This window comes from Campylobacter sp. CFSAN093227, assembly GCF_012897855.1.
Taxonomy (GTDB): Bacteria; Campylobacterota; Campylobacteria; order Campylobacterales; family Campylobacteraceae; genus Campylobacter_D; species Campylobacter_D jejuni.
This window is the reverse complement of sequence record NZ_CP040610.1, coordinates 105,475-127,819: the sequence shown is the minus strand read 5'-3', so window position 1 is coordinate 127,819 and position 22,345 is coordinate 105,475. Positions and strand designations below refer to the sequence as shown.

30 protein-coding genes are annotated in these 22,345 nt (G+C 30.5%); 4 read left to right on the top strand and 26 right to left on the bottom strand.

Annotated features, from left to right (window positions below; all coding sequences use genetic code 11):
- From FBF06_RS00635 to FBF06_RS00620, 4 genes are read left to right on the top strand one after another with little or no spacing between them, the layout of a single operon-like run.
- Entirely contained in the window at positions 1 to 450 is a 450-nt protein-coding gene (locus FBF06_RS00635) for a 23S rRNA (pseudouridine(1915)-N(3))-methyltransferase RlmH (protein WP_002935260.1), read from the top strand.
- A gap of 11 nt (positions 451 to 461) precedes the next feature.
- Positions 462 to 824 carry a molecular chaperone DnaK suppressor DksA gene (gene dksA / locus FBF06_RS00630; protein WP_002860595.1) on the top strand — a complete coding sequence of 121 codons (363 nt, stop codon included), beginning with the start codon at positions 462 to 464 and terminating at the stop codon, positions 822 to 824.
- Positions 814 to 1,800 carry a hypothetical protein gene (locus FBF06_RS00625; protein ID WP_002860594.1) on the top strand — a complete coding sequence of 329 codons (987 nt, stop codon included), beginning with the start codon at positions 814 to 816 and terminating at the stop codon, positions 1,798 to 1,800. Before dksA ends, FBF06_RS00625 begins: the two co-directional genes overlap by 11 nt.
- Positions 1,797 to 2,723 (top strand): tRNA-dihydrouridine synthase, encoded by a 927-nt coding sequence (locus tag FBF06_RS00620; protein WP_002860593.1) that lies wholly within the window; start codon positions 1,797 to 1,799, stop codon positions 2,721 to 2,723. Before FBF06_RS00625 ends, FBF06_RS00620 begins: the two co-directional genes overlap by 4 nt.
- A 24-nt stretch (positions 2,724 to 2,747) precedes the next feature.
- Here the strand turns inward: FBF06_RS00620 and FBF06_RS00615 are convergent, their stop codons facing one another.
- From FBF06_RS00615 to proB, 26 genes are all read right to left on the bottom strand, one after another.
- Entirely contained in the window at positions 2,748 to 3,437 is a 690-nt protein-coding gene (locus FBF06_RS00615) for a hypothetical protein (protein ID WP_002851870.1), read from the bottom strand.
- A gap of 123 nt (positions 3,438 to 3,560) precedes the next feature.
- Positions 3,561 to 3,968 carry an rRNA maturation RNase YbeY gene (gene ybeY / locus FBF06_RS00610; protein ID WP_002851664.1) on the bottom strand — a complete coding sequence of 136 codons (408 nt, stop codon included), beginning with the start codon at positions 3,966 to 3,968 and terminating at the stop codon, positions 3,561 to 3,563.
- Positions 3,965 to 4,579, bottom strand: coding sequence for a recombination protein RecO (gene recO, locus FBF06_RS00605; protein ID WP_002854216.1), 615 nt, complete (start codon positions 4,577 to 4,579; stop codon positions 3,965 to 3,967). The genes ybeY and recO overlap by 4 nt, the downstream gene beginning before the upstream one ends.
- Positions 4,579 to 5,100, bottom strand: a complete 522-nt coding sequence (locus FBF06_RS00600; protein ID WP_002785057.1) for a cysteine hydrolase family protein — start codon at positions 5,098 to 5,100, stop codon at positions 4,579 to 4,581. The genes recO and FBF06_RS00600 overlap by 1 nt, the downstream gene beginning before the upstream one ends.
- 4 nt (positions 5,101 to 5,104) lie before the next feature.
- The gene (locus FBF06_RS00595; protein ID WP_002909192.1) at positions 5,105 to 5,860 is read right to left on the bottom strand and encodes a tRNA 2-thiocytidine(32) synthetase TtcA; all 756 of its coding nucleotides are present in this window, start codon (positions 5,858 to 5,860) and stop codon (positions 5,105 to 5,107) included.
- Positions 5,857 to 6,546, bottom strand: a complete 690-nt coding sequence (gene pfs / locus FBF06_RS00590) for an aminodeoxyfutalosine nucleosidase (RefSeq protein WP_002860591.1) — start codon at positions 6,544 to 6,546, stop codon at positions 5,857 to 5,859. Before pfs ends, FBF06_RS00595 begins: the two co-directional genes overlap by 4 nt.
- Positions 6,543 to 7,415, bottom strand: a complete 873-nt coding sequence (locus FBF06_RS00585; protein WP_248276709.1) for an ACP S-malonyltransferase — start codon at positions 7,413 to 7,415, stop codon at positions 6,543 to 6,545. The genes pfs and FBF06_RS00585 overlap by 4 nt, the downstream gene beginning before the upstream one ends.
- A 47-nt stretch (positions 7,416 to 7,462) precedes the next feature.
- Entirely contained in the window at positions 7,463 to 8,032 is a 570-nt protein-coding gene (locus FBF06_RS00580; RefSeq protein WP_002851661.1) for a peptidylprolyl isomerase, read from the bottom strand.
- A gap of 14 nt (positions 8,033 to 8,046) precedes the next feature.
- Positions 8,047 to 8,994, bottom strand: a complete 948-nt coding sequence (locus FBF06_RS00575; protein ID WP_002901830.1) for a tetratricopeptide repeat protein — start codon at positions 8,992 to 8,994, stop codon at positions 8,047 to 8,049.
- A gap of 3 nt (positions 8,995 to 8,997) precedes the next feature.
- Entirely contained in the window at positions 8,998 to 9,495 is a 498-nt protein-coding gene (pal, locus tag FBF06_RS00570; protein ID WP_002851617.1) for a peptidoglycan-associated lipoprotein Pal, read from the bottom strand.
- A gap of 76 nt (positions 9,496 to 9,571) precedes the next feature.
- Positions 9,572 to 10,780 (bottom strand): Tol-Pal system protein TolB, encoded by a 1,209-nt coding sequence (gene tolB / locus FBF06_RS00565; protein ID WP_002858647.1) that lies wholly within the window; start codon positions 10,778 to 10,780, stop codon positions 9,572 to 9,574.
- 9 nt (positions 10,781 to 10,789) lie between these two features.
- Positions 10,790 to 11,569 carry a TonB C-terminal domain-containing protein gene (locus FBF06_RS00560; RefSeq protein WP_002859784.1) on the bottom strand — a complete coding sequence of 260 codons (780 nt, stop codon included), beginning with the start codon at positions 11,567 to 11,569 and terminating at the stop codon, positions 10,790 to 10,792.
- A 2-nt stretch (positions 11,570 to 11,571) separates the two neighbouring features.
- Positions 11,572 to 11,961, bottom strand: a complete 390-nt coding sequence (locus tag FBF06_RS00555; protein WP_002858790.1) for an ExbD/TolR family protein — start codon at positions 11,959 to 11,961, stop codon at positions 11,572 to 11,574.
- A gap of 8 nt (positions 11,962 to 11,969) precedes the next feature.
- Positions 11,970 to 12,524 carry a MotA/TolQ/ExbB proton channel family protein gene (locus FBF06_RS00550; protein ID WP_002892563.1) on the bottom strand — a complete coding sequence of 185 codons (555 nt, stop codon included), beginning with the start codon at positions 12,522 to 12,524 and terminating at the stop codon, positions 11,970 to 11,972.
- A complete protein-coding gene (atpC, locus tag FBF06_RS00545; protein ID WP_002918026.1) occupies positions 12,524 to 12,913 on the bottom strand; it encodes an ATP synthase F1 subunit epsilon in 390 nt (129 codons plus the stop codon). The genes FBF06_RS00550 and atpC overlap by 1 nt, the downstream gene beginning before the upstream one ends.
- A gap of 3 nt (positions 12,914 to 12,916) precedes the next feature.
- Positions 12,917 to 14,314 carry a F0F1 ATP synthase subunit beta gene (gene atpD / locus FBF06_RS00540; RefSeq protein WP_002918022.1) on the bottom strand — a complete coding sequence of 466 codons (1,398 nt, stop codon included), beginning with the start codon at positions 14,312 to 14,314 and terminating at the stop codon, positions 12,917 to 12,919.
- Positions 14,315 to 14,339: 25 nt separating this feature from the next.
- A complete protein-coding gene (atpG, locus tag FBF06_RS00535) occupies positions 14,340 to 15,224 on the bottom strand; it encodes an ATP synthase F1 subunit gamma (protein ID WP_002918021.1) in 885 nt (294 codons plus the stop codon).
- Between the two features lie 8 nt (positions 15,225 to 15,232).
- On the bottom strand, positions 15,233 to 16,738 hold the full coding sequence (gene atpA / locus FBF06_RS00530; protein WP_002909187.1) for a F0F1 ATP synthase subunit alpha: 1,506 nt from the start codon (positions 16,736 to 16,738) through the stop codon (positions 15,233 to 15,235).
- Positions 16,739 to 16,751: 13 nt separating this feature from the next.
- Positions 16,752 to 17,273, bottom strand: coding sequence for a F0F1 ATP synthase subunit delta (locus FBF06_RS00525; RefSeq protein ID WP_002934628.1), 522 nt, complete (start codon positions 17,271 to 17,273; stop codon positions 16,752 to 16,754).
- Positions 17,274 to 17,275: 2 nt separating this feature from the next.
- Entirely contained in the window at positions 17,276 to 17,788 is a 513-nt protein-coding gene (locus FBF06_RS00520; protein ID WP_002867818.1) for a F0F1 ATP synthase subunit B, read from the bottom strand.
- A 10-nt stretch (positions 17,789 to 17,798) separates the two neighbouring features.
- Positions 17,799 to 18,224 carry a FoF1 ATP synthase subunit B' gene (locus tag FBF06_RS00515; protein WP_032583931.1) on the bottom strand — a complete coding sequence of 142 codons (426 nt, stop codon included), beginning with the start codon at positions 18,222 to 18,224 and terminating at the stop codon, positions 17,799 to 17,801.
- A 60-nt stretch (positions 18,225 to 18,284) separates the two neighbouring features.
- Positions 18,285 to 19,121, bottom strand: coding sequence for a ParB/RepB/Spo0J family partition protein (locus FBF06_RS00510; RefSeq protein ID WP_002859778.1), 837 nt, complete (start codon positions 19,119 to 19,121; stop codon positions 18,285 to 18,287).
- A 5-nt stretch (positions 19,122 to 19,126) separates the two neighbouring features.
- Positions 19,127 to 19,912: an AAA family ATPase gene (locus FBF06_RS00505; protein ID WP_002851697.1), complete on the bottom strand. Its 786-nt coding sequence runs from the start codon at positions 19,910 to 19,912 to the stop codon at positions 19,127 to 19,129.
- Positions 19,909 to 20,562, bottom strand: a complete 654-nt coding sequence (locus FBF06_RS00500; RefSeq protein ID WP_052796142.1) for a biotin--[acetyl-CoA-carboxylase] ligase — start codon at positions 20,560 to 20,562, stop codon at positions 19,909 to 19,911. Before FBF06_RS00500 ends, FBF06_RS00505 begins: the two co-directional genes overlap by 4 nt.
- On the bottom strand, positions 20,525 to 21,442 hold the full coding sequence (fmt, locus tag FBF06_RS00495) for a methionyl-tRNA formyltransferase (RefSeq protein ID WP_002901832.1): 918 nt from the start codon (positions 21,440 to 21,442) through the stop codon (positions 20,525 to 20,527). The genes FBF06_RS00500 and fmt overlap by 38 nt, the downstream gene beginning before the upstream one ends.
- 73 nt (positions 21,443 to 21,515) lie before the next feature.
- Positions 21,516 to 22,271 (bottom strand): glutamate 5-kinase, encoded by a 756-nt coding sequence (gene proB, locus FBF06_RS00490; RefSeq protein WP_002873441.1) that lies wholly within the window; start codon positions 22,269 to 22,271, stop codon positions 21,516 to 21,518.
- Positions 22,272 to 22,345: the final 74 nt, after the last annotated feature.

Genomic DNA, 22,345 nt, shown 5'->3' with positions numbered 1-22,345 from the left:
TTGCAAGTTAATATCTTTTGTATTCAAAAAAGTGATGAATTTAAAACTTGGAGTGAGAAATACTCTAAATTCATCTCCAAATACGCCACTTTAAAAGAAATAAATGTTTTTAATAAAAAAATAGCCTTAGCTCAAAATTTAAATGCCATAGAAGCAAAAAAAAGCTATGAAGAAGCTTTTATGCCTTATAAAAAAGGCTATTGTATCGCTCTTGATGAAAGAGGAAAAGAACTTACAAGTATAGAATTTGCAAAACTCATCCAAGATAAAAATGAATTAAGTTTTTTTATAGGCGGTGCTTATGGTTTAAGAGAAGAATTTAATCAAAGTTTGGATTTTAGACTATCATTAAGCAAACTTACTTTAGCACATCAATTTGTTAAAACCTTACTTTTAGAACAAATTTATCGTGCATTTTGCATCAACAACAATCACCCTTATCACAAATAGAAAGTTTTAAAATGAAAAAAAATGAAATACAAAATTTCAAAAATATTTTAGAAGAAAGAAAAAAAGCCATCTTAGAAAATTTGCAAAGCAATTCAAATGAAATCGAAGCTCTTCACAATAGCGTCCCAAGCGATAGTGTGGATTTTTCTGTCATAGAAACAGGATCTCAAATTGACTTTGCTATCAGCACCAATCTCAAAGAAGAACTTATAGAAATCGAAGATTCTTTAGATAAAATCAAAAACGGTACTTATGGAATTTGCGAATCTTGCGATGATGAAATCGACTCTCAAAGACTAAAAGTCAAACCTCACGCAAGATATTGTATCGCTTGCCGTCAAATTGCAGAACAAGGAAAAAAACATGAAAATTAAACTCTTCTTACTTGCAAGTTTTATTTATATAGCACTTATTTTTGCCTTTGCTTGGCATCTAGAATTAGGAAGCTATACTCTAAATATCAGCACTTATACCTTTGAACTACCTATTATGATATGGCTTGTTATTCCTTTATTTATTTATATGATTTTAGCCGTTTTACACATAGCATTTCATGGATTTTTGCGTTATTTAAAATTTAAGCATTTTTTTAAAGATGCAGCTAAATTTGAAGCTTATACTCAAGATTTACTCCTTGAAAAAGATCTTAAAACCACTTTTCAAACAAAAGAATTTAGATCTGTAGCACAACTTTTTAAAACCATAAAAACACATGAAAAAATTCCACACTCAAATAAAATCAATGAAATTTTAGATCTTATTGATGGTTTAAATAAAAACGAATTTTTTAACCTTAGCAAATTTAAACTCGAAAATAACAATGTTTTATATTTGCAAAATGAAAAAAATCATCTCAAAAATGATGCAAATTATGCCTATAACAAACTTAAAAACCTTAATGAAATCAAAGATGAATTTGAAGAAATTGCTTTTAACACTCTTATAGAAAAAGCTAGTTATGAGCAAATTAAAAATGTAAAAATCCCTAAAAAGCCTTCTGAAGTTCTCACACTTATCAAGCGTTTTAAAGAAGGAAATTTAGAACTTAGTGTAGCAGAATATGAAGTTTTACTTTCACACAACATATTAAGCGAAAAAGACTATCTTAACGCAGCAAAACTAAGTACTAAACTTTTAAATCCTGATGCTATTTTAGGAATTTTTAACAAAATTAAAAATGAAAAAAGCGAAGCTTTAAGAGCATATTTATATCTTTTGGCTGAATTTGGACTTTTAGATGAGTTAAGAGAACAAATTCACAATGATGATAAAAAATTTAATGATTTTAAAGCCTTTTTAGTCTTGCGTGAAAAAAATATCAAAATCGATCTAAATCAACTCATACAATGATAGATTTTAGCAAAAAACCCCTGTTTTTAGCCCCTATGGCAGGTTTTTCAGATCTGCCTTTTCGTAATGTAGTAAAAAAATTTGGTGCTGATATTACCATAAGTGAAATGATAAGTTCTAATGCCTTAGTTTATGAAAGTTCTAAAACTTTACATATGCTAGAAAGAGCTGAATTAGAAAATCCCTATATAGTCCAAATTGCAGGTGGAGATAAAGAAGTGCTAAAAAAAGCAGTGCAAATGCTAAATGAAATGGATTTTGTAGATGGGATCGATTTTAATTGCGGTTGCCCTGTAAATAAAGTTGTTAAACAATGTGCTGGCAGTGCTTTGCTAGAAAATTTAGAGCTTTTTAAAAATCTTGTAGGAGTGATTAAAGAAAACAATAAAAAAAGCCTTACAAGTGTGAAATTTCGACTAGGATTTAATGAAAAATATCCTGAAAAAATGGCTAAAATTTGTGAAAGCTTGGGGGTGGATTTTATAAGTATCCACGGACGTACAAGAAAACAGCTTTATAGCGGAAAAGCCGATTATGGATCCATTGCTAGTGCTAAAGCGAGCGTGAAAATTCCTGTGATTGCAAATGGCGATATTAACGCACAAAACGCTAAAGAAGTTTATAAAATCACAAAATGTGATGGACTCATGATAGGGCGTGCAAGCGTAGGAAATCCTTGGATATTTTATGAAATCAAAAGCGGTAAAAGTGTAGATGAAAAACTCAAAAAAGAAATCATACTCACTCATTTTGATGAAATGATAAAACACTACAAAGATCAAGGCGTAAGTATATTTCGCAAGCATTTACACGAGTATTCTAAAGGGCATAAAGACGCTTCAGCCTTTAGAGATACCGTTAATCGTATCGACAATACAGAAAAAATGCGAAAAAAAATAGAAGAATTTTTTAGTTTAACTTGATTGATTTTTATAATTTAAAAAATCTTAAGCCTTAATATCTATAATTTTTGCTGAAGTGTTTTGAGAAAGAATTTTATTAAATTCCCCTGCATTATCATTGCTAAAATTCATACCAAAAAGAATTTCTAGCTCATCGCTTGTGCCAAATTTAGTTTCTAGTAGTTTTCTTAAAAGCTCATTCATTTTATTATCATCTTTGTAGGTTTCGCTTTTACTTTCTACTTGTATAGGTTTGAAAGCTTTTTTGTCTTCTTCTGAAGTTTCTTGCAGTTTTTTCTGCGATGAATCAATATTGTTAAAATCAACAAAATATTTTTTTTGAAGCTCAAGATATTTTTCTTTAAATTCATCTATACTTTTGCTTGTGTGAAAAATTTTAACATAAGCTTCATCATAACTCACGCCATCAATATGCATCCAACGAGGGTGTTTAGCATTTTCATCCATCCATTGAAATAAATTTTTAACTTCTGATTCTGGTAATTCATTGTTTCTAAGCTTATCTTCTATTGAACCCTCGACTAATTCTATTTTATCGCTGAATTTTTTAGAAATCTTATACAAATCTATCAAATCATTACCTAATTCTTCTCTTTGTTTTTTTGTAAGCTCGGGATTTCCATTTTCAATACTTTCATCTCTTATTTTGGTAAGTGTTTGCAAAGGATTGTTTCCAAAATATCTATTAAAAGAGCTTAGAGGAAATACTATCATCTTTATCACCTTGGAATAAATTTTATTCTAAAGTAAATCGGCAAAAATGATTTTTTTTAATATTTTTACTCATATATTTAAAATATAAAGCGCAAGTCTTCTAGCCCTTGAAAAAAATCTTACTTAATCTTCCAAAGTCCTTACAATCAAACTTTTAGGTAAATTAAAATGCTCTATAAGTTCTTTCTCTTTTTCTCTCATTTCTCCATTATCATTTTCATGATCAAAACCTAACAAATGAAGCATAGCGTGGATAAAAAGCAAGCTTATTTCTTCTTCATAGCTATGCCCTAACTCTTTAGCCTTTTCTTTTGCCAAATCCACATTGATCACAACAGAACCCAAAGGCAAACTCTCATCGATATTTTCAAGTGGAAAAGAAAGTACATCAGTGGTTTTATCTTGTTTTCTTTGCTCTAAGTTAATTTCTTGCATTTCTTTACTATCCACAAAGACAAGCTCCACATCTTTAGGACTTAAAAAACTTGCTATAGATTCTAAAAAATCACATTTTTCATCACTTAATATCATAAACCTTCCTTAATCAAATGATATAAATTTTCTATTTCTTCATCATCAAAAATCGCACAATTTTTACTACTATAAAATTGTTTTAGTTTTTTCTCTTCAAACTCAAATCCTAAAGTACATTGAGAATGCGAAGGTAAAAAAGCCCTTAGCAATGTAATGGAATTTTGAATTTTCTCATCACAGGCAAAACAAAAAAAATCTTTATGCAATCTTCCTTCAAATTCCAAAATTTTTAAATAAGCATCAACAATAACACGCTTTGGATTTTGTTTTTCAAACCTTTTCACACACTCATCAAGTAAATCAAAATAAAAACTATCAAGCTCTTCTACATCTTTTAAGTGCCTATATAAAAGACGGATAAATTCTTGCCAAATAAGCATTTTATCCCTTTGCATAATCCATAAAAATCCCAAATGCAATACATCTTTAAGTCTTGGTAAAAAACTAGGATTTTCTTCTAAAGCAAAGTCGATTTTATAGCCGCTTAAAATACTAGAATGTCTAAGTCCATAAAAACGATAAGCCTTAATAAGCATTTTAGGACTTAAAATATAAACAATCAAATCCTCATCTTTAACTTTTTGAGTATGAAGTATAAAGCCTTGCATTAAACAATTTCAATACCATAAGCCCTAAGTATATCAAAAGCGGATTTTTCTAAATTTTCATCAAAACTTGCACTTAAATTTTGGTGTAAAATTATCCTTGCATTAGGCTTAGCACCAAAAGCTAAAATAATATTACAAAACACACAAATATGAGAAACAAGCCCTGCAAAATGAAGTTCTTCATAATCACTTTTTTGTATGAAATTAGCTAATTCTAAGCTACCAAAAGTATTTTTATAAAAAATTTTATGAGCTTTTTGTAAAAAAGGTTCAAATTCCTTTGGCATTTGCCAACCCAAACTCTCTTTAATGCAATGTTTTACAGGTAAATTTAAACCTTCTTTACTTTGTAGATAATGCTCATCATGCGTATCATAGGTTAAAAGCAAATGCGTGTTATTAAAATCGATTTGATTTAAGGCTTTAAGAATATTTTCTTTGATTTTTAAAGCCTTATCAAAACCTAAACTTCCATCAATAAAATCATTTTGATAATCCACTAAAACAAAAGCTTTTTTCATGCTTTTATGCCTTTTGAAGCCAAAAACTTTCTGTGTGTAAATTTGTAAAAGCAGTTTTTAAGCTTGTAAAAAGCTTAGGATGATCTTTTTCTAAATTTGCTAAAAGCTGTTTAGCTTCTTCTCTAGCGTGTGGAAATTTCACATTTTTTTCGCTGAGTTTCATACCAGGACAAAATTCATTTCCTATCACGCTAAGTTCATTTTGCGTAGCATTATCCCTAAGCTGTCTTTCTCGCACAAAAATCAAAGGGCGTATCACAGTTATACCGCGTTTGCTTTGATAAATAGGCGCTAAGGTTCTTAAAGCTCCATTATGAATAAAATTCATAAAAAAGCTTTCTGCTGCATCATCTAAATGATGAGCTATAGCAAGCTTGTTAAAACCTTTTTCAAGAGCGTAAGTATATAAAGCTCCACGACGCATTCTCGAAAAATAACTACAAAAACTTGAATTTTCTCTTATGGTATCGCCTGAAACTTCATAAATATTTGAATCAAGCACGCTATGTTTAATGCCGTGTTCTTCACAATGTGCATGAAGATGAGAATAATCCTCGCCCATGCCATAACTCAAAGTTACCGCTTCAAGTTCAAATTCAAAAGGAGCATGAGCTTGCATACGATTTAAAAGATGGGCTAAAGCCAAAGAATCTTTCCCGCCACTAAGCCCTAAAAGAACCCTATCTCCATCTTTAATAAGTCCAAATTTAGCATTAGCTTGTGCAACTTGGCGTATAAGTTTTTTGCTAAGATTTATCATAATTTCTCGCACATTTTAAGCACAAAATTGGCTGAAATTTTAGCTGAATTGATCACAAATTCATCAAAATCAAATTCAGCCTTTTCCCCTGCTTTATCACTCATAGCTCTTAAGATAAAACAAGGCACCTTTAAGGCATCACAAACCAAAGCCACACTTGCGCCTTCCATTTCACAAGCATCAGCATTGAAAATTTCTCTGATTTTTGCTTTTTTTGCTTCATCGCAAATAAACTCATCACCCGTTGCAATAATGCCTGCACGCAGTTTGATATTTAATTCCTTAGCAACTTCTAAAGCAAGATTGTTTAATTTCTCATCGGTTTTGATAAAAATTTCATTACCTGGAACAAAACCCAAAGGATGCCCAAAAGCGGTAATATCAAGATCGTATTGAGCTAATTTTGTTGCATAAAGCAAATCACCAATTTCAAGCTCTGGATTAAAAGCACCTGCAACACCCGTAAAAAGCAACACTTGTGCGCCAAATTTTTCTATCATCACACTAGCACTAAGAGTAGAATTTACCTTGCCGATTTTAGAATACGCTAAAACAAGTTCATGATTTTTATACTTTGCAAAATAATAAGTATTATTAGCGTGTTCTATTTTTGTATAATCTTTAAGTGTTTCAAGCAAAGGAGTGATTTCTTCACTCATGGCTCCTAAAATTGCTATTTTCATCATATAACCTTTAAAAATTCATCAATATCATTCATATTTGTTAAAGCATAAGTTTCTTTTGAAGTGATTTTTTTATTCAAACCCTTAAGCACGCTTGCACCAAATTCTATGAAATAATCTACTTCATTTTCACATGCCTTAATGCTTTGTTTATAAAGCACAGGTGAGATAAGTTGTGCTTTTAAAAGTTCAAGGGCTTCTTCTTTACATGTATAAATTTTAGCATTTGCATTAGAAAGCACGGCTTTAAAATTTGGTTTTAATACCTTTTCAAGCTCCACACAAAGCTTAGCTGAAGCATTTTCCAAAAGAGGACAATGACTTGCCACGCTCATATTTAAAAGCATAGCTCTTTTAGCTCCTGCTTCTTTAAATACACTTTCATAACTTGCTAAATCAGGTTTTAAACCTGCTACAACGATTTGTCCATCGCAGTTATAATTTGCAGCAAAAATTTGCTTGTTTTCTTTTTGTGCTTTTTGACAAAGCTCTTCAACCTTTTCATCATCAAGCCCCAAAACCACCATCATACCTGCTTCAACTTTTGCACAATCTTCTTGCATAAAAAGTCCTCTTTTATTGACCAAAGAAAGAGCCTCTAAAAAATCAAAAGCACTATTAACAGCTAAGGCTGAAAATTCTCCCAAAGAATGCCCTAAAGTAAATTTCGAACTTAAATCAGGTTTTTTTTCAAGTAAAACACTATAAGCCATTAAGGAATTTAAAACGATGGCGGGTTGAGTAAATTCACTTTGATTGAGTTTTTCGTTTTCTTCAAAAAGCAAATGTTTAAAATCAATCTTACAAAAATCACTTGCGTTTTGAAGGAGTTCTTTGGCTTTTATAGAGTTTTCATAAAAATCTTTTCCCATGCCAAGACTTTGTGAGCCTTGACCTGGAAATATAAACGCAGTCTTCATTAATGACAACCGCAACCACCGCCGCCACAGCAACCGCCGCCACCGTGTCCGTGTCCGTGATGATGATCGTGCCCATGTCCGCTTCCACAACCACAACTATGACTTCCTGCGATAATACCTGTAAGAATTTCATCTTCACTTGCAGCTCTAGCATCTACGATATTTAAAGAAAAAAGCAAATCACGACCTGCATAAGGGTGATTATAATCAATTGTCACATCATTTTCACCAATTTCTTTTACAGTTACACGAACGGTTTCGCCATTTTCACCTTCGCCAAAAAGTTCCATACCTACTTTTAAATCAATACCTGCAAATTGCTCTTTTGGTAAAGTTTGAACCGCATTTTCATCGTATTCGCCTAAACCTTTTTCTTTTTTAATTACCACATCAGCATTGCTAGGGCAATCAAGCTTCATCACTTCTTCTTCTAAGCTTTCTAAAATCTGACCTTTGCCTAAAATAAAAGAAATAGGTTGAGAATATAAATTTGATTCTAAAACTTCATTTGTATTTGCATCTTTTAACTCATAAAACATTGAAACTACACTATTTTTTTCTATAGCCATTTTATCTCCTTAATTTATTTTCTATTAGGTGAAGCTTTTGCTTCGGGTGAATTTGGATAATTAGTTTTTAAAGCTTTATAAAAACCATTTGCTGTTTTTGTATCACCTGTTTTATCCAATGAAATGGCAGTATGATATAAAAGTTTTGGGAAATAATCTCCTTTTGTACTCAAAGAAGAACTTTTTTTATAATAAACAATAGCATTGTTATAATTTTTTTGTTTATACTCGATCTCCCCTAACCAAAAATTTGCTCTTGCAGGTTTATACTGCTTTGTTATGAGAAAATTTAATTTTGCTTTGGAATCTTCAAAAGCATTTTTATCAACATCTTTTATCGCTAATTCTAAAATTTCATTATTTTTTTTCTTTTTCCAAGATTCATCAATTTGTTTTGCTTTATCATCTTGGGTATTTTGAGTATTATTGTTTTCAATGGTACTATTTGAATCTGTAGTTGAAACAACAACACTAGGTGTAATAGTTTTAACGCTTAAATTTGCATCATTTAATTCGTTTTTAGAAACATAATTTGCATTAATAGCATCTACTAAAGAACTAAGTTCGGCTAAAACTTTTTTTACTTGCTTATTATTAGCTTCTTGAATTTTTCTACTTTCTTCAACATAAGCCTTTAATTTTTGAATTTCACTAGTAAAATTATTTTCAATATTTCGATTATTCTCTTCAACTTGACTTAATCTAGAATTTGATTTAGCATATTGAGAATTTATACCTTCTAAAGTGCTTTGTAAACCCTCGATTCTTTCGTTAATTTCATTAATTCTAGCATTTGTTTGTATATTTTCATTATTTAAATTATCTAACTTTTCTTTAAATAATTTTTCATTTGAAGTTAAACCATAAGAAGAATTGCTTGTTATATCTCCTGCACCAAAAGCTGAGCTTTCTGCATAAAGTAAAGTAGCTCCAAGAAGAGCTACTGTGAATATTTTTTTCATTAATTATCTTGATAATTTAAATTCAGCACGTCTGTTTTGCGCATCGCAAGCTTTAGTTTTTTCAGTACACACAGGATTTGTTTCTCCATAGCTTTTAACAGCAATTCTATCAGCATTTACACCTTTAGCGATTAAAGCTTCTTTTACAGCTTTTGCTCTTTTTAAACCTAGAGCTTGGTTATATTCATCGGTTCCCCACTCATCGCAGTTTCCTTCAACAGTAATACTTACACCGCTTACTTCAGTGTTAAAAATATTAGCATTTGTGCTTACAACATTTTGCATATCAGGACGAATGTTGAATTTATCAAAATCAAAATATACTTTATTTAAAGTATCATTAAGTTGAGAAATTTTTGAATCAATATCCCAACCATCACTTCCACCTGAACCACGATTTGAATCAACACTACTATCACCGCTTACGCTAGTGCTTTTTGTGCTACAACCACTAATAACAACTGCAAGAGCTGCGATTGAAGTAAAAAGAATTTTTTTCATTTATGACCTTTCAAAGTTAATAAATTCTTATTATTATATCTAATTTTTAATTAATTTTAACCTAAAATTGAAATTTTTACCAATCAATTGATTGAATTTTTCCAACCCTAAGAGGAAAATAAAAAGTCTTATTTGCATTTACACGAATAACACCCAAAGCACTTTGCGCACCTAAATATTTGATAAATACTATACTTCCACCATCACTAGAAAATCTTGGAAATAAATTTTTTCCATTTGCTGTAAGTTGACGAATATAATCACTATTAATTGACATCAAATAAATATTAAAAACACCTGCTTGATTTGGTTCACGACTTGAATAAACCAAAAAATCTTTATAAGTCGAAACAGCCGAATTGTTTCTACCATGAAAAACAACTTGTTCAGCACTATTGCTATTTAAATCTTGCATAAAAATATTAGGATATCCTAAACGATCGCTTACAAATACCACTTTACTATCATCTGAGCCAATAAAATTTCCATTAACATCAATACCAGAATAATTAGTTAATTGTGTTAGATTTTTGGTATTTAAGTCATATAAATAAACATCAGGCTGATCTTTTGGAGCCATGGTAACAAGTAGTTTACTTCCATCTACATTCACATCGCTTGCTACAACCATACCGCCACTTGATAAAATTTTACTAGCTTTATTGGTATTTAAATCATAACGGTATAAAGTTGGCTTATCATGATCATAAGCTGTATAATAAAATAGAGTTTGTTCTTTATTTCCCCATTTTGGAAATAAATTAAGTCCACCATCAACAATAACTTTTTGATAAGTTAAAGTATAATCAGCCATAATAATTTGACTTTTTTTAGAGCTAGAATTTCTCGCGATCAAAATTTTATGATCCATCCAATCAACAGGTGCAAGTCCTAACGCATTTACAGAAGCTTTGACGCTTTTATGTGCCAAAAATGGATATTGCTCTAAACCATTTAAAGTATAAGTTTGCTCTGACTTATCAGAACCGCCAGCTTTTATTTTTACATTTAAACTCAAAGTGTTACCATTTTTATTTAAAGTGTATTCAAAAATATAATTACTTGTCTCAGTTGCATTAGCAACAACTTCAAAGTTTGAACTTACTTTCAAATCGTTCACAATGATATTATAAAAGCTTTTCTTTAAATTCTCATCACTTAAATTTGAATTGTCTTTAACAATAATCTTTGGTAAAACTACACCAGAATTAACAACATCAATCACTGGATCTTCTGCCCAAAGACTTCCTAAAAAGACTAAAAAAATTGCTACAATTTTTTTCATTTTTTTCTCCTAATCATTTTTAACTTTTACTTCATCTCTTAAATTCATGGTAATGCTTATATTTTTATTTTGCGGAGGATAAGTAATAAATTTACCTTTTTGACTTTCTAAAAATTCAGCCACTTTAGCATCATATAAAGGATTCCCACTTTTTTCAACTGAAGTATAGCCAAATTTTCCATTTTCATCAATAAAAATTTTTACCTTAACAGAAATTTTTTCACTATTTGGATAATACTGAGTCCATCTTTGAGTGATAATACGCACAACTTTCCCTAAAAATTCATCATAAATTCCAATCTTTTGCGCCTTTGTGCTTTCGCCTTGCGTTGAACTTTCTTCTTGAAGTAAACTATCATTAAGTTGTTTTACAAGTTCAGAAGCTTGAGGTTTTGGGGCACTAGAAATTCCTGATTTAGCACTTGATTGAATTTTTGTAGTCTTTTCTTCTTGTATTTCTTTAATATTTCCAAAAAGCTCATTAAAATTACTTGCCTTTTGGTCAATATCTTCAGTTTTAACTGTTTTATTTGTAGTCTGAGCAAAAAGCTTTTCTATATCAATTTGCTCTGTTGGTTTTTGTATTTCTTTAGGAGTGTTGCTTTGAGTAATAACTTGTTTTGATGGTTCAGCAAGTTCAATATCTACAAAACTATCTTTTATATCAGTATATTGTATAGCAGGTTCAACCTCGCTTACAAGTCTAAAAAAAACAAGAATTACTATACTAATATATATTGCTAAAGCAAGTAAAAACGAATTTAAATTACTCAAACCATAATTTTTCATGATTATTCAGTCTGTAAAGCAACTTTATTAAATCCTAAATTTTTTACACTTCTTAAGACTGAAATAACATCGTCATATTTTAAGCTTTTATCAGCGCGTATAAAAACCGGATCTTCGGTATTAAATTGTGCTTTTCTTTGAGCAAGATTGTCAGCAAAACTTATAAAATCGTATTTTTCTTGATTTAAAAAAATTTCTTTTTTTGCATTAATACTAATAATTAAACTCTTAACAGTTGGAGTGCTGGTATTTTTTTGACTACCTTGTGGAAGATTAATTTTTTCTTCATAAGTAATGCTTGGAGCTGTTACCATTAAAATCGCAAGCAATACAAGCATAATATCTACTAAAGGTGTGATATTAAGTTCAGGTTTTTCATCATCAAATGGCATTTTTAACCTTATTTACTCGAACTTATAACTTTAATCTCGCTATCAATAATGCTTAAAAGTTCAAAAGCTTTTCTTTTAATGATGAGATGAAATGTATAAGCAGGAATTGCTACTAAAATACCACAACCTGTAGCAACTAAAGCCTCGCTGATTTTAGGAGCTATGATACTTAAAGAATTTTGAGTTCCAAGCCCACCAAAAGTTTCAAGTATAGAAATAACTGTCCCAAAAAGACCTATAAAAGGTGAAGTTGAAGCAATAATACTAAGCCAAGTAAGTCCAGCAGAAGCGCGGCGACTTGCTAAATTTTTATAGATTTCTAAATGATTTGAAGTTGTATCATTGCATTTTCTTAAAATCGAATCAGTATGACTTAAATCCTTCTCACCCAAGAGCAAAGTTTCTAAACTTTCTTTTTCTTTATTTCTCCATGTAGCCAAATAAGTCAATCTAGCAAACAAAATACTAAATGCTAAAATAAAATATAAAGAAAGCCATAATAAAACTATATAAGTAATAATACTTGAACTATTGAAAAAATGAAATATAGCTTCAAAATTCATTAATGCATCCTTGCATTATCAAGTTTTGAAAAAGTTGCTGCTAAAGCTGCATTATCAGAACTCATAGATTTAATCAAATCTTTTGCTTGAGCAAGATTTTTTTCAATCTCACTTTCATCACTTCCACAAACCCAAACCGCACCCTTTGCTAACACGCAAATCTTATCTTCATCTACCTTTGCATGTCCAGCATCAATAGCAACTAACTCATGATTTAAATCAGCTTTTTCAATATCAATTACTCCAGATTTTAAAGAAGAAACCAAAGCAGCATGTCCTTTAAGCACACCAAATTCTCCTTCACTACCTGGTAAAGTAACAGATTTTACTTCTCCTTGATAGATTACACCCAAAGGCGTAACTATCTCGAAATTAATCAAATCGTTCATAAATTAACCTTTTAATTTATCCGCTTTTGCAATAGCTTCATCTATATTTCCAACCATATAGAAAGCATTTTCTGGTAAATGATCATATTTACCTTCTAAAATTCCCTTAAATCCTGCTATTGTATCTTTAAGGCTTATATATTTTCCTGGGCTACCTGTGAAAACTTCTGCAACGAAAAATGGTTGTGATAAGAATTTTTCAATCTTTCTTGCTCTTTCAACTACAAGTTTATCCTCTTCGCTAAGCTCATCCATACCTAAAATGGCGATGATATCTTGTAAATCTTTGTATTTTTGAAGCACTGATTGAACACCACGAGCAACTTTATAATGTTCTTCTCCAATGATATTTGGGTCAAGCATTCTTGAAGTTGAGTCAAGTGGGTCAACTGCAGGATAAATACCCTTTTCAGCAATAGCTCTATTTAAAACCGTTGTAGCATCTAAGTGAGCAAAAACAGTTGCTGGAGCTGGGTCTGTTAAGTCATCAGCTGGAACGTAAACAGCTTGAACTGAAGTGATTGAGCCTTTTTTAGTTGAAGTAATTCTTTCTTGGAATTTACCCATTTCACTTGCTAGGGTTGGTTGATAACCCACAGCTGATGGAATTCTTCCTAAAAGTGCTGACATTTCAGAACCTGATTGTGAAAATCTAAAGATATTATCAATAAACATAAGCACATCAAGACCCATTTCATCTCTAAAATACTCAGCCATTGTTAAACCTGTTAAAGCAATACGATTTCTTGCCCCTGGTGGTTCATTCATTTGTCCATAACATAGAGCAACTTTGTCTAAAACATTACTTTCTTTCATTTCATTATAAAGGTCATTTCCTTCACGAGTTCTCTCACCTACACCTGCAAATACAGAATAGCCGCTATGTTTAAATGCAACATTGTGAATAAGCTCCATAATAATAACAGTTTTACCAACACCTGCACCACCAAAAAGACCTACTTTACCACCTTTTGCATAAGGAGCAAGTAAATCCACAACTTTAATCCCTGTTTCAAAAATCTCACTTTTTGTGCTTTGATCTTCAAAAGCTGGTGGATCTCTATGAATTGCCCATTTTTTATCAAAAGAAATTTCTTCACCTTCATCGATCAAATCTCCAGTAACATTGAAAATTCTTCCTAAAACTTTCTCACCAACAGGAACACTAATAGGAGCACCTAAAGCCTCAGCTTTTAAGCCCCTTACCAAACCATCTGTCATATCCATAGCAATAGTTCTAACTCTATTATCTCCTAAATGAGCTGCTACTTCTAAAACAAGTTTATGTTTTTTTCCTTCGCTTTCAAAATTTACAACAATTGCTTCATTAATTTGAGGTAAATAGTCGTTAAAATCTACATCAACAACCGGACCTAATACCTGTGAAATAAATCCTTGCATTATTTATCTTCTCCTTAAAATTTTACTATTTCATTGATTCAACACCACTGATAATCTCTATAAGCTCAGTAGTAATGGATTCTTGTCTTGCTTTGTTATAAGCTAAATTTAGTTGTTTCACTCTTGCCTTTGCGTTATTAGTTGCATTATCCATAGCTTGCATTCTTGCGCTATGCTCTGCCGCCAAAGAATCGATTAACGCATAATACATATTATACTCGAAATACGTTTTCATTAAATCTTCTAAAAGCTCAGTTCCTTCCGGTTCAAGCTCTAAAAGAGAATTATGAGTCTGTTCAATACTCTTTGGCTCAACTGGAATAAGATGATTAATTTTAAGTTCTTGGGTAATCATATTTTTATAACCATTATGAACTAAAATCACTTCATCTGTATTTCCATTTAAAAAATCATCTACAGCAGCATGAATTACTTCACATGCTTTCTCATAATCAGGACTAGAACTAAGATGGAAATATTTCTCTAACAATTCTATTTTTTGAAAATTAAAATATTCAATCCCAGTTTTACCTATAGCTCTAAGACGAATATTAATATTTTTTGCTTCATATTCTTTTAGCATTTCACTTACTGTTTTTAAAGTCTTAATATTAAAACCACCGCATAAGCCTTTATCTGCAGTGATAAATATTAAATCTACGGTTTTAATTTGTTCTTTTTTATGAAAAAAAGATAAACGCACATCATCTTCATTGTGAACAATTTTATTGATCTGAAATGAAATTTCACTCAAAATTTCATCGATTTTTTGTGCATAAATTTTTGATCTTTTAGCTGCTTCTTCTGCTTTTTTTAACTTAGCAGTAGAAACTAGCTTCATAGCATTTGTAGTCTTTTGAGTGTTATGAACACTTTTAATTTTTCTTTTAATTTCTTTTAAATTAGACATAAAAGACCTTATAAATGATTTGCTTTAAACTCATTAATGGCTTTAGCTAGTTTTTCTTCCAAATCAGAATCTAAAGCTTTTTTAGAGCGAATTTGCTCAAAAATATCTGGATGTTTTGCCTCAATAAAAGGATAAATTCCATCTTCAAATTCCTTAATTCTAGAAACAGCAATATCATCTAAGAAACCTTTGGTTCCTGCAAAAATTAAAACTACTTGTTTTTCAATGCTAAGCGGAGAATAAGGTGGTTGTTTTAAGAGTTCAACCATTCTTTGTCCACGTTCAAGTTGTTTTCTACTTGCCTCATCTAAATCACTAGCAAATTGTGCAAAAGCTTGAAGCTCTCTATATTGAGCAAGGTCAAGTCTTAATGTGCCTGAAACTTGTTTTGTAGCTTTAATTTGAGCAGCCCCACCTACACGAGATACTGATAAACCAACATTAATTGCAGGACGAATTCCTGAGTTAAATAAATCAGTTTCTAAGAAAATTTGTCCATCTGTAATTGAAATAACATTAGTTGGAATATAAGCAGAAACATCTCCTGCTTGTGTTTCAATTATCGGCAATGCCGTCAAAGAACCAGCACCTAATTCATCATTTAGCTTGCTTGCTCTTTCAAGCAATCTTGAATGAAGGTAAAAAACATCGCCTGGATAAGCTTCACGACCTGGAGGACGACGTAAAATCAAAGACATTTCGCGATAAGCTACAGCATGCTTGCTCAAATCATCATAAACAATTAAAGCATGTTTTGCGTTGTCTCTAAAAAATTCACCCATGGTTACACCAGTATATGGAGCTAAGTACTGTAAAGCCGCAGGATCTGAAGCACCAGCATTTACAACAATAGTATATTCCATAGCACCATGTTCTTCTAGTCTTTTAACCACTTGTGCCACTGTACTTTGCTTTTGACCAATTGCAACATATATACAGATAACTCCTTGACCTCTTTGAGATATAATAGTATCAACAGCAACAGTAGTTTTACCTGTTTGTCTATCACCTATGATAAGCTCTCTTTGACCACGACCAATTGGCACAAGCGCATCAATAGCTTTAATTCCTGTATGTAAAGGCTCATGAACACTTTTTCTCGCCATAATACCTTTTGCTTTTTCTTCAACAAAACGATATTCATTAGCATTGATCACACCTTTAGCATCAATTGGCTCACCTAAAGCATTTACAACACGGCCAATCAAAGCCTCACCTACTGGAACTTTAAGTAATTTCTTAAGTCTTTTTACAGAAGCACCTTCTTTTAAACCTTCTCCTTTTCCAAGTATAACAATACCTACACTCGACTCTTCAAGGTTTAAGGCCATTCCTTTATCACCATTTTCAAATTCTACCATTTCTCCAGCCATAATATTCTTAAGTCCATATACCTTAGCAACACCATCAGCTACAGAAATAATCTTTCCTGTTTCTTCAATTTCAAGATTTAAATCAAAATTTTCAATTCTTTCTTTGATTATTGAACTGATCTCATCAGCTTTAAATTTCATTTATTTTTTCTCCTTAGATAATTTTCAATATATATTCGTTTAGCTTATTTTGAAGAGCTTTCATAGAAAAAGAAAGTTCATAACCTAATTCTTCTAATTCTATTTTAACACTATCATCTTGACTGATTTTATTATTTAGTTTAATATTTGCATCAAATTTTTTGTTAAGTTTGACTTCAAGATCTTTAAGATTTTCTTGACTTAATTTTTCTTTAGAATATACAATACCAACAAAAATATTTTCTTTAAAAGCTTTTTGTCTTTCAAGTTCTTTAACTATTTGAGGAATGCATTCTAATCTTGAATTTTCAATCAAAAGTCTTAAAAAATTTTGAAAACTAGAATTTTTAATATCAAGAAAAGAATCAAGAAATTCCATTTTTCTTTCTTTTTTAATCTCATTAGATTCTATAATATTTTTAAATTTTGGCAAAACAAAAGCAGAATTTAAAATACACAAATTCTGATAAAAATCATTTATATCAGCTCTTGAAGCTATCGCTTTTGCATATCTTCTTGCAATTATATTTTCCATATTTAAGATACCTTCTTCATCATAAGTTCTATTATTTCACTCTGTTTTAATGTCATATTTGGATCAGAAAAAATTTCATTTAAAGTATTTGATACTAATTCTTTTTCCATTTTTCTAAATTCATAATCTTTTTGTTCCTCAAAATGTTTTTGAAGTAAATCTAACTCATCTTGAGTTTCTTTCTTAATATTTTTAACTAAGATTTCAGCTTCTTTTTTTGCTGTAATTAAAGCGGCAGCAGCACTTGCCTTAGCTTCTTCAAGTTTTTTCATCGTATCTAATTTCTTAGCTTTACTTTCTAAAAGTTTTTTTTGAATTTCATCAAGTTTAGAAGAAATTTTTACAATACGGTTTTTGTAAAAATTTTTAAATGGAGTTGCAACAAAATAATACAATATACCCACAAAAATTAGAAAATTAATAGTCCTTGGAATAATATCATATTCTCCACTACCGTTTGATGCACCAAAAGCATACAAAGGTAGCAAAAATATAATAAATAATAACTTACTCATTTCTCTCCTCTTAAATTTTCTTTATGTTATTTTGCAAAACTTGCTTAAGCTCAGGTAAATGTATGTTTAAATGTTCTTGTAACTCTTTTTTTTGAATAGCTAAATCTGCATAAAAGCTGGCCATTTTTCTTTCTAATTCTTCTTTCTTGCTTCTAAGAATTTGCTCTGCCTCTTCTTTAGCAGCAGCTATAGCACTTTGTTTGATTTTTTGAATTTCTTCTCTAGTGTTAATATGAATAACTTCTAATTCATCATTCACACATAAAACTTCTTGAGAATTTTCTTTTACTTTATTCTCATCATTTTTTATAGAATCATTTCTTTCATCCATAAATTTTAAAAGCGGCTTATACAGCATACTATTTAAAATAACTATCATAGCCAAAAAAATAGCTATAGTAGCAAGCATTATGGAAGGATGCATATCTTCAAACATAATTCTCCTTGGTTAGAATTTTTGAAGGACTATTTTACCATAAAAAAGCTAAGATTTTGGTTAAAACTTTTCAAGCATTTTGATTAATTTTTTAATTTTATCAATATTTTCTAAATGAATTACAAAATCATTATTTTTATTTTTGCAGTCAAATCCAAAGCGATTTAGTATTTGTTTTAATTTTTTTATTTCATCTTCAAATTCTTGATTAGGTAAGCTTTCATTATTTTTTATTTTTTTAACTATTTTTTCAGTATCTCTAACATTAAGTTTTTGACCTATTATGCTATCAACCAACATTTTTTCATCTTTTTGATCTAAACCAACCAAAACTTTAGCATGACCCTGAGAAATTTTTCCAGAAGCAATCAACTCTTGAGTTCTAATATCTAAATTCAGAAGTCTTAAAGTATTTGTTATTTGAGTACGAGACTTATGAATAAGTTCTGCTAAATTCTCTTGAGTAATCTTATGAACTTGCATCAAATCCTTATAAGAATTAGCAAGTTCAATAGGGTTTAAATTCTCTCTTTGTATATTTTCAATAAGAGCCAATTCTCTAAGTTTATTCTCATCAATATCAGCAATAAAAGCTAGAATTTCTTTTTTTCCTAATGCTTTCACTGCTCTTAAGCGACGTTCCCCAGCAATTAAAATAAATTTATTATTTTTTTTAAATACAATAATAGGCTGAATAAGTCCAAATTCTTTGATAGAATTAGCAAGCTCATCTAAAGCTTCTTGATCAAAATTCTTTCTTGGCTGAAATGGATTGGGTGAAATTTGATCAATTTCTATCATAGTGCTTTGATTTTTATCAAAACCCAATTCTTTGCTATAAACAGTATCCATATCACTGATTAAACTACTTAAACCCCTATCTTTATTTAACCCCATTATAATTATCCTAATATAGAATACGCCAAATTTTGATAAGCAACAGAACCTGGCGATTTAATATCATAAAGAATTATAGGCTTTCCAAAACTTGGACTTTCTGCAAGTTTTACATTGCGAGGGATCACAATAAAGTCATCTTCGTTTCCATTAATAGTAAAAAGTTGTTTTTTAAAATTTTGTTTCAAATCATCTACAACATCTTTAGAAAGATTATTTTGAGAGCTATACATTGTCGGTAAAAATCCACGAACCCTGAGTTTAGAATTAATAGTTTTTTTGATAATTTTAATTGTATTTAAAACCATAGCTACACCCTCAAGCGCATAAAATTCACACTGTATAGGGATAATTACGCTATCACTTGCTGCAAAAGCATTTATAGTAATACTTCCAAGAGCAGGTGGAGAATCAATAATAATAAAATCATACTCATCAATTACTTCTTGAATTTGATTTTTAAGTAACATTTTTTTCTCATTATTTTCACCTTTAGCAAGCTCTTGTTCTATACCTACAAGACCTATATTTGAAGGAGCTAAATGAAGTTGTGGCAATTCTGTTTTTAAAATAATATCTGAAAGCTTTTTTCTTCCTATAAAAACATGGTAAATATTATACTCATAATTATTACGATTAAAACCAAGCCCTGTAGTCGCATTAGCTTGTGGATCAACATCAATCAAAAGTACTTTTTTTTCAGCCACAGCCAAAGAAGCGGCTAAATTTACTGCTGTTGTAGTCTTTCCTACTCCACCTTTTTGATTTGCTATTGTAATAATTTCGCTCATCTTAAACTATACACCCTTTTATCGCCTAGTAAAATTGAACCATCTTCGTACAAAAAAGAATTTTCAAGTGAAAAAACTTTACCTTCATGATGGACGCTAAATTTTCTTGATTTTTCAAATTCTAACATATACTTGCTAAAAATATTCTTCCATAAAATTTTTTTTTCTACTTTTTGCAAAAACTCACTCACTAAATCTTTAAGCGAAATTTCTATATCGCATAAAGCTGTATTTTGGGGTGCAAATTTAAGATTTAAACCCATACCGCCTATGATAAAATTTGAAATTTTAGCACTTATAACTCCTCCAGCTTTTTTATCATCTAAATATAGATCGTTAGGCCATTTAAGCCAAATTTTAGAACCTTTTTCTTGTAAAAGTTCTTTAAGTAAATAAGCAAAATAAATACTCACAGAAGCTAAAGGTAAATCTTTTGGTAAATCTTCTTCTTTAATACAAAAAGAAAGATGTAAATTTCCTTTAGAGCTTTGCCAAGAATTTTCCCTACTTCCAACTCCATTTGTTTGTTCTAAAGCATAAATAGCAAAATTTTCATCAATCTTTCCATTGCGTATTTGCTCGCATAAAAAAAGATGAGTTGAGTCTATACTTTCAACACAAACTATCTTCACTTTTAAGCCTTTTTCCATTTAAATAAGTCCTGCCATCAAGAGCTTTTTTTCCACTTTCTTGAAGTTTTTTAATACGCAAAACTCCTTGTTTGCAAGCAAGCAAAAAACTTTCTTTTTCTAATTCTAAAATTTCACCCATCTTAGCATTTTGTTTTAATTCATCCACAAGTTCAAGTTCTAAGAATTTAAGTCCATTTTCCAAGAAAACTCCAGGCCAAGGGGTGAAAGCTAGATATTTTTGATAAAGTTCTCTTGCATTTTGCAAATTTATAAGCCCATCTTCTTTTTTGATTTTTCTACAAAGCGTTGCTAGACTTTCCTCTTGTTTTTTAGGGGTGATTTTATCAAAATTTAAAAGAGTAGAGAGGATCAGCTTAGCGGCCAAATTTGCTAAAAGTTCAAAAACTTCACTTGAATTTTTATCTTTTATATCACATTCTAAGCTTTCAAGTATAGCACCTGTGTCAAGCCCTTCTTCCATGAGCATGGTGCAAACTCCACTTTTTTCATCTTTATTTAAAATTGCACTTTGGATCGGACTGGCACCACGGTATTTTGGAAGTAAAGAAGCGTGCAAATTCACACAAGGCGCTAAATCCAAAATGACTTTAGGTAAAATTTTTCCATAGGCAGCAACCACGATAAAATCAGGATTTAAATCCTTAATCTCTCTTATAATATTTTTATCTTTTAAAGAACTTGGAGTAAAAATAGGAATACTAGGATAATTTTGACTTAAAAAAGCCTTAGTATCACTTGGAGTTAAAATTTGCTTTCTACCTACGGCTTTATCAGGCTGAGTAAAAAGTGCTACGAGTTTAAAATTTTCATTTTCTACTAGTGCTTTTAAAATACAAGTTGCGTAAGATGGAGTGCCCATAAAAATAATTTTTTTCATTTTTTCGCTTTGTGTGAAATTAAAAGTTTTAATTATAGCTTATTTGATTTTAAAAGAGAATTTAATAAATTAATCACTCAAACAAAGTTCCACCTATTTGTTTATCTTCTAATAAAAATGTCTTTGCCACACTTAAATCAAAGCCACTTGCTAAAAACATTTTTTTATTGTGTTCAAGTAAAAATTTAGCTGCCTTAAGTTTGGTTACTATGCCACCTGTTCCGTGCTCACTACCTGTTTTTATGGTTGCTTGTAGCCATTCTTCTTTAATATGAGTGATTTTTTCTAAACGCTTTGCATCACTAAATTCACTAGGATTTTTATCGTAAAATCCATCAATATCGCTTAAAATCACAAGCAAATCCGCATCAAAAAAATGCGTAGCATAAGCACTTAAACTATCATTATCACCAAAGACAATTTCTTCTATAGCTGTAGCGTCATTTTCATTGATAATAGGCAAAATTCCTAAATTTATCATCATATCGATAGCATTTTTTGCGTGTTTGGTAGCTTTTCTAGAGTCAAAATCCTTGCCTGTAAGTAAAATTTGTCCGCCTAGTTTGTTAAATTTGGCTAAAAGCTCGTTATAAACACTAATTAAAAAAGGTTGTCCAATAGCAGCTAAAACTTGTTTATTAATAAGGTTTTTTCTATCGATATCTAGTTTGGTGTGTCCTGCCGAAATAGCCGCCGAGGTTACTAAAATTACTTCATATTTTTCCATGAGTTTAGCTAAAAATGCGACTAAATTTTTAAGACGCTCAAAATTTAAAGTGTTTTCTTCGCTAATCACATGAGAACCCACTTTAACAACTATTCTTTTCATGCTTATTCCTTGAAAAATTTTTATAATTTTAGCCAAAATTTCATATAAACTAGTTATTTTTTGAAAAAATAGGG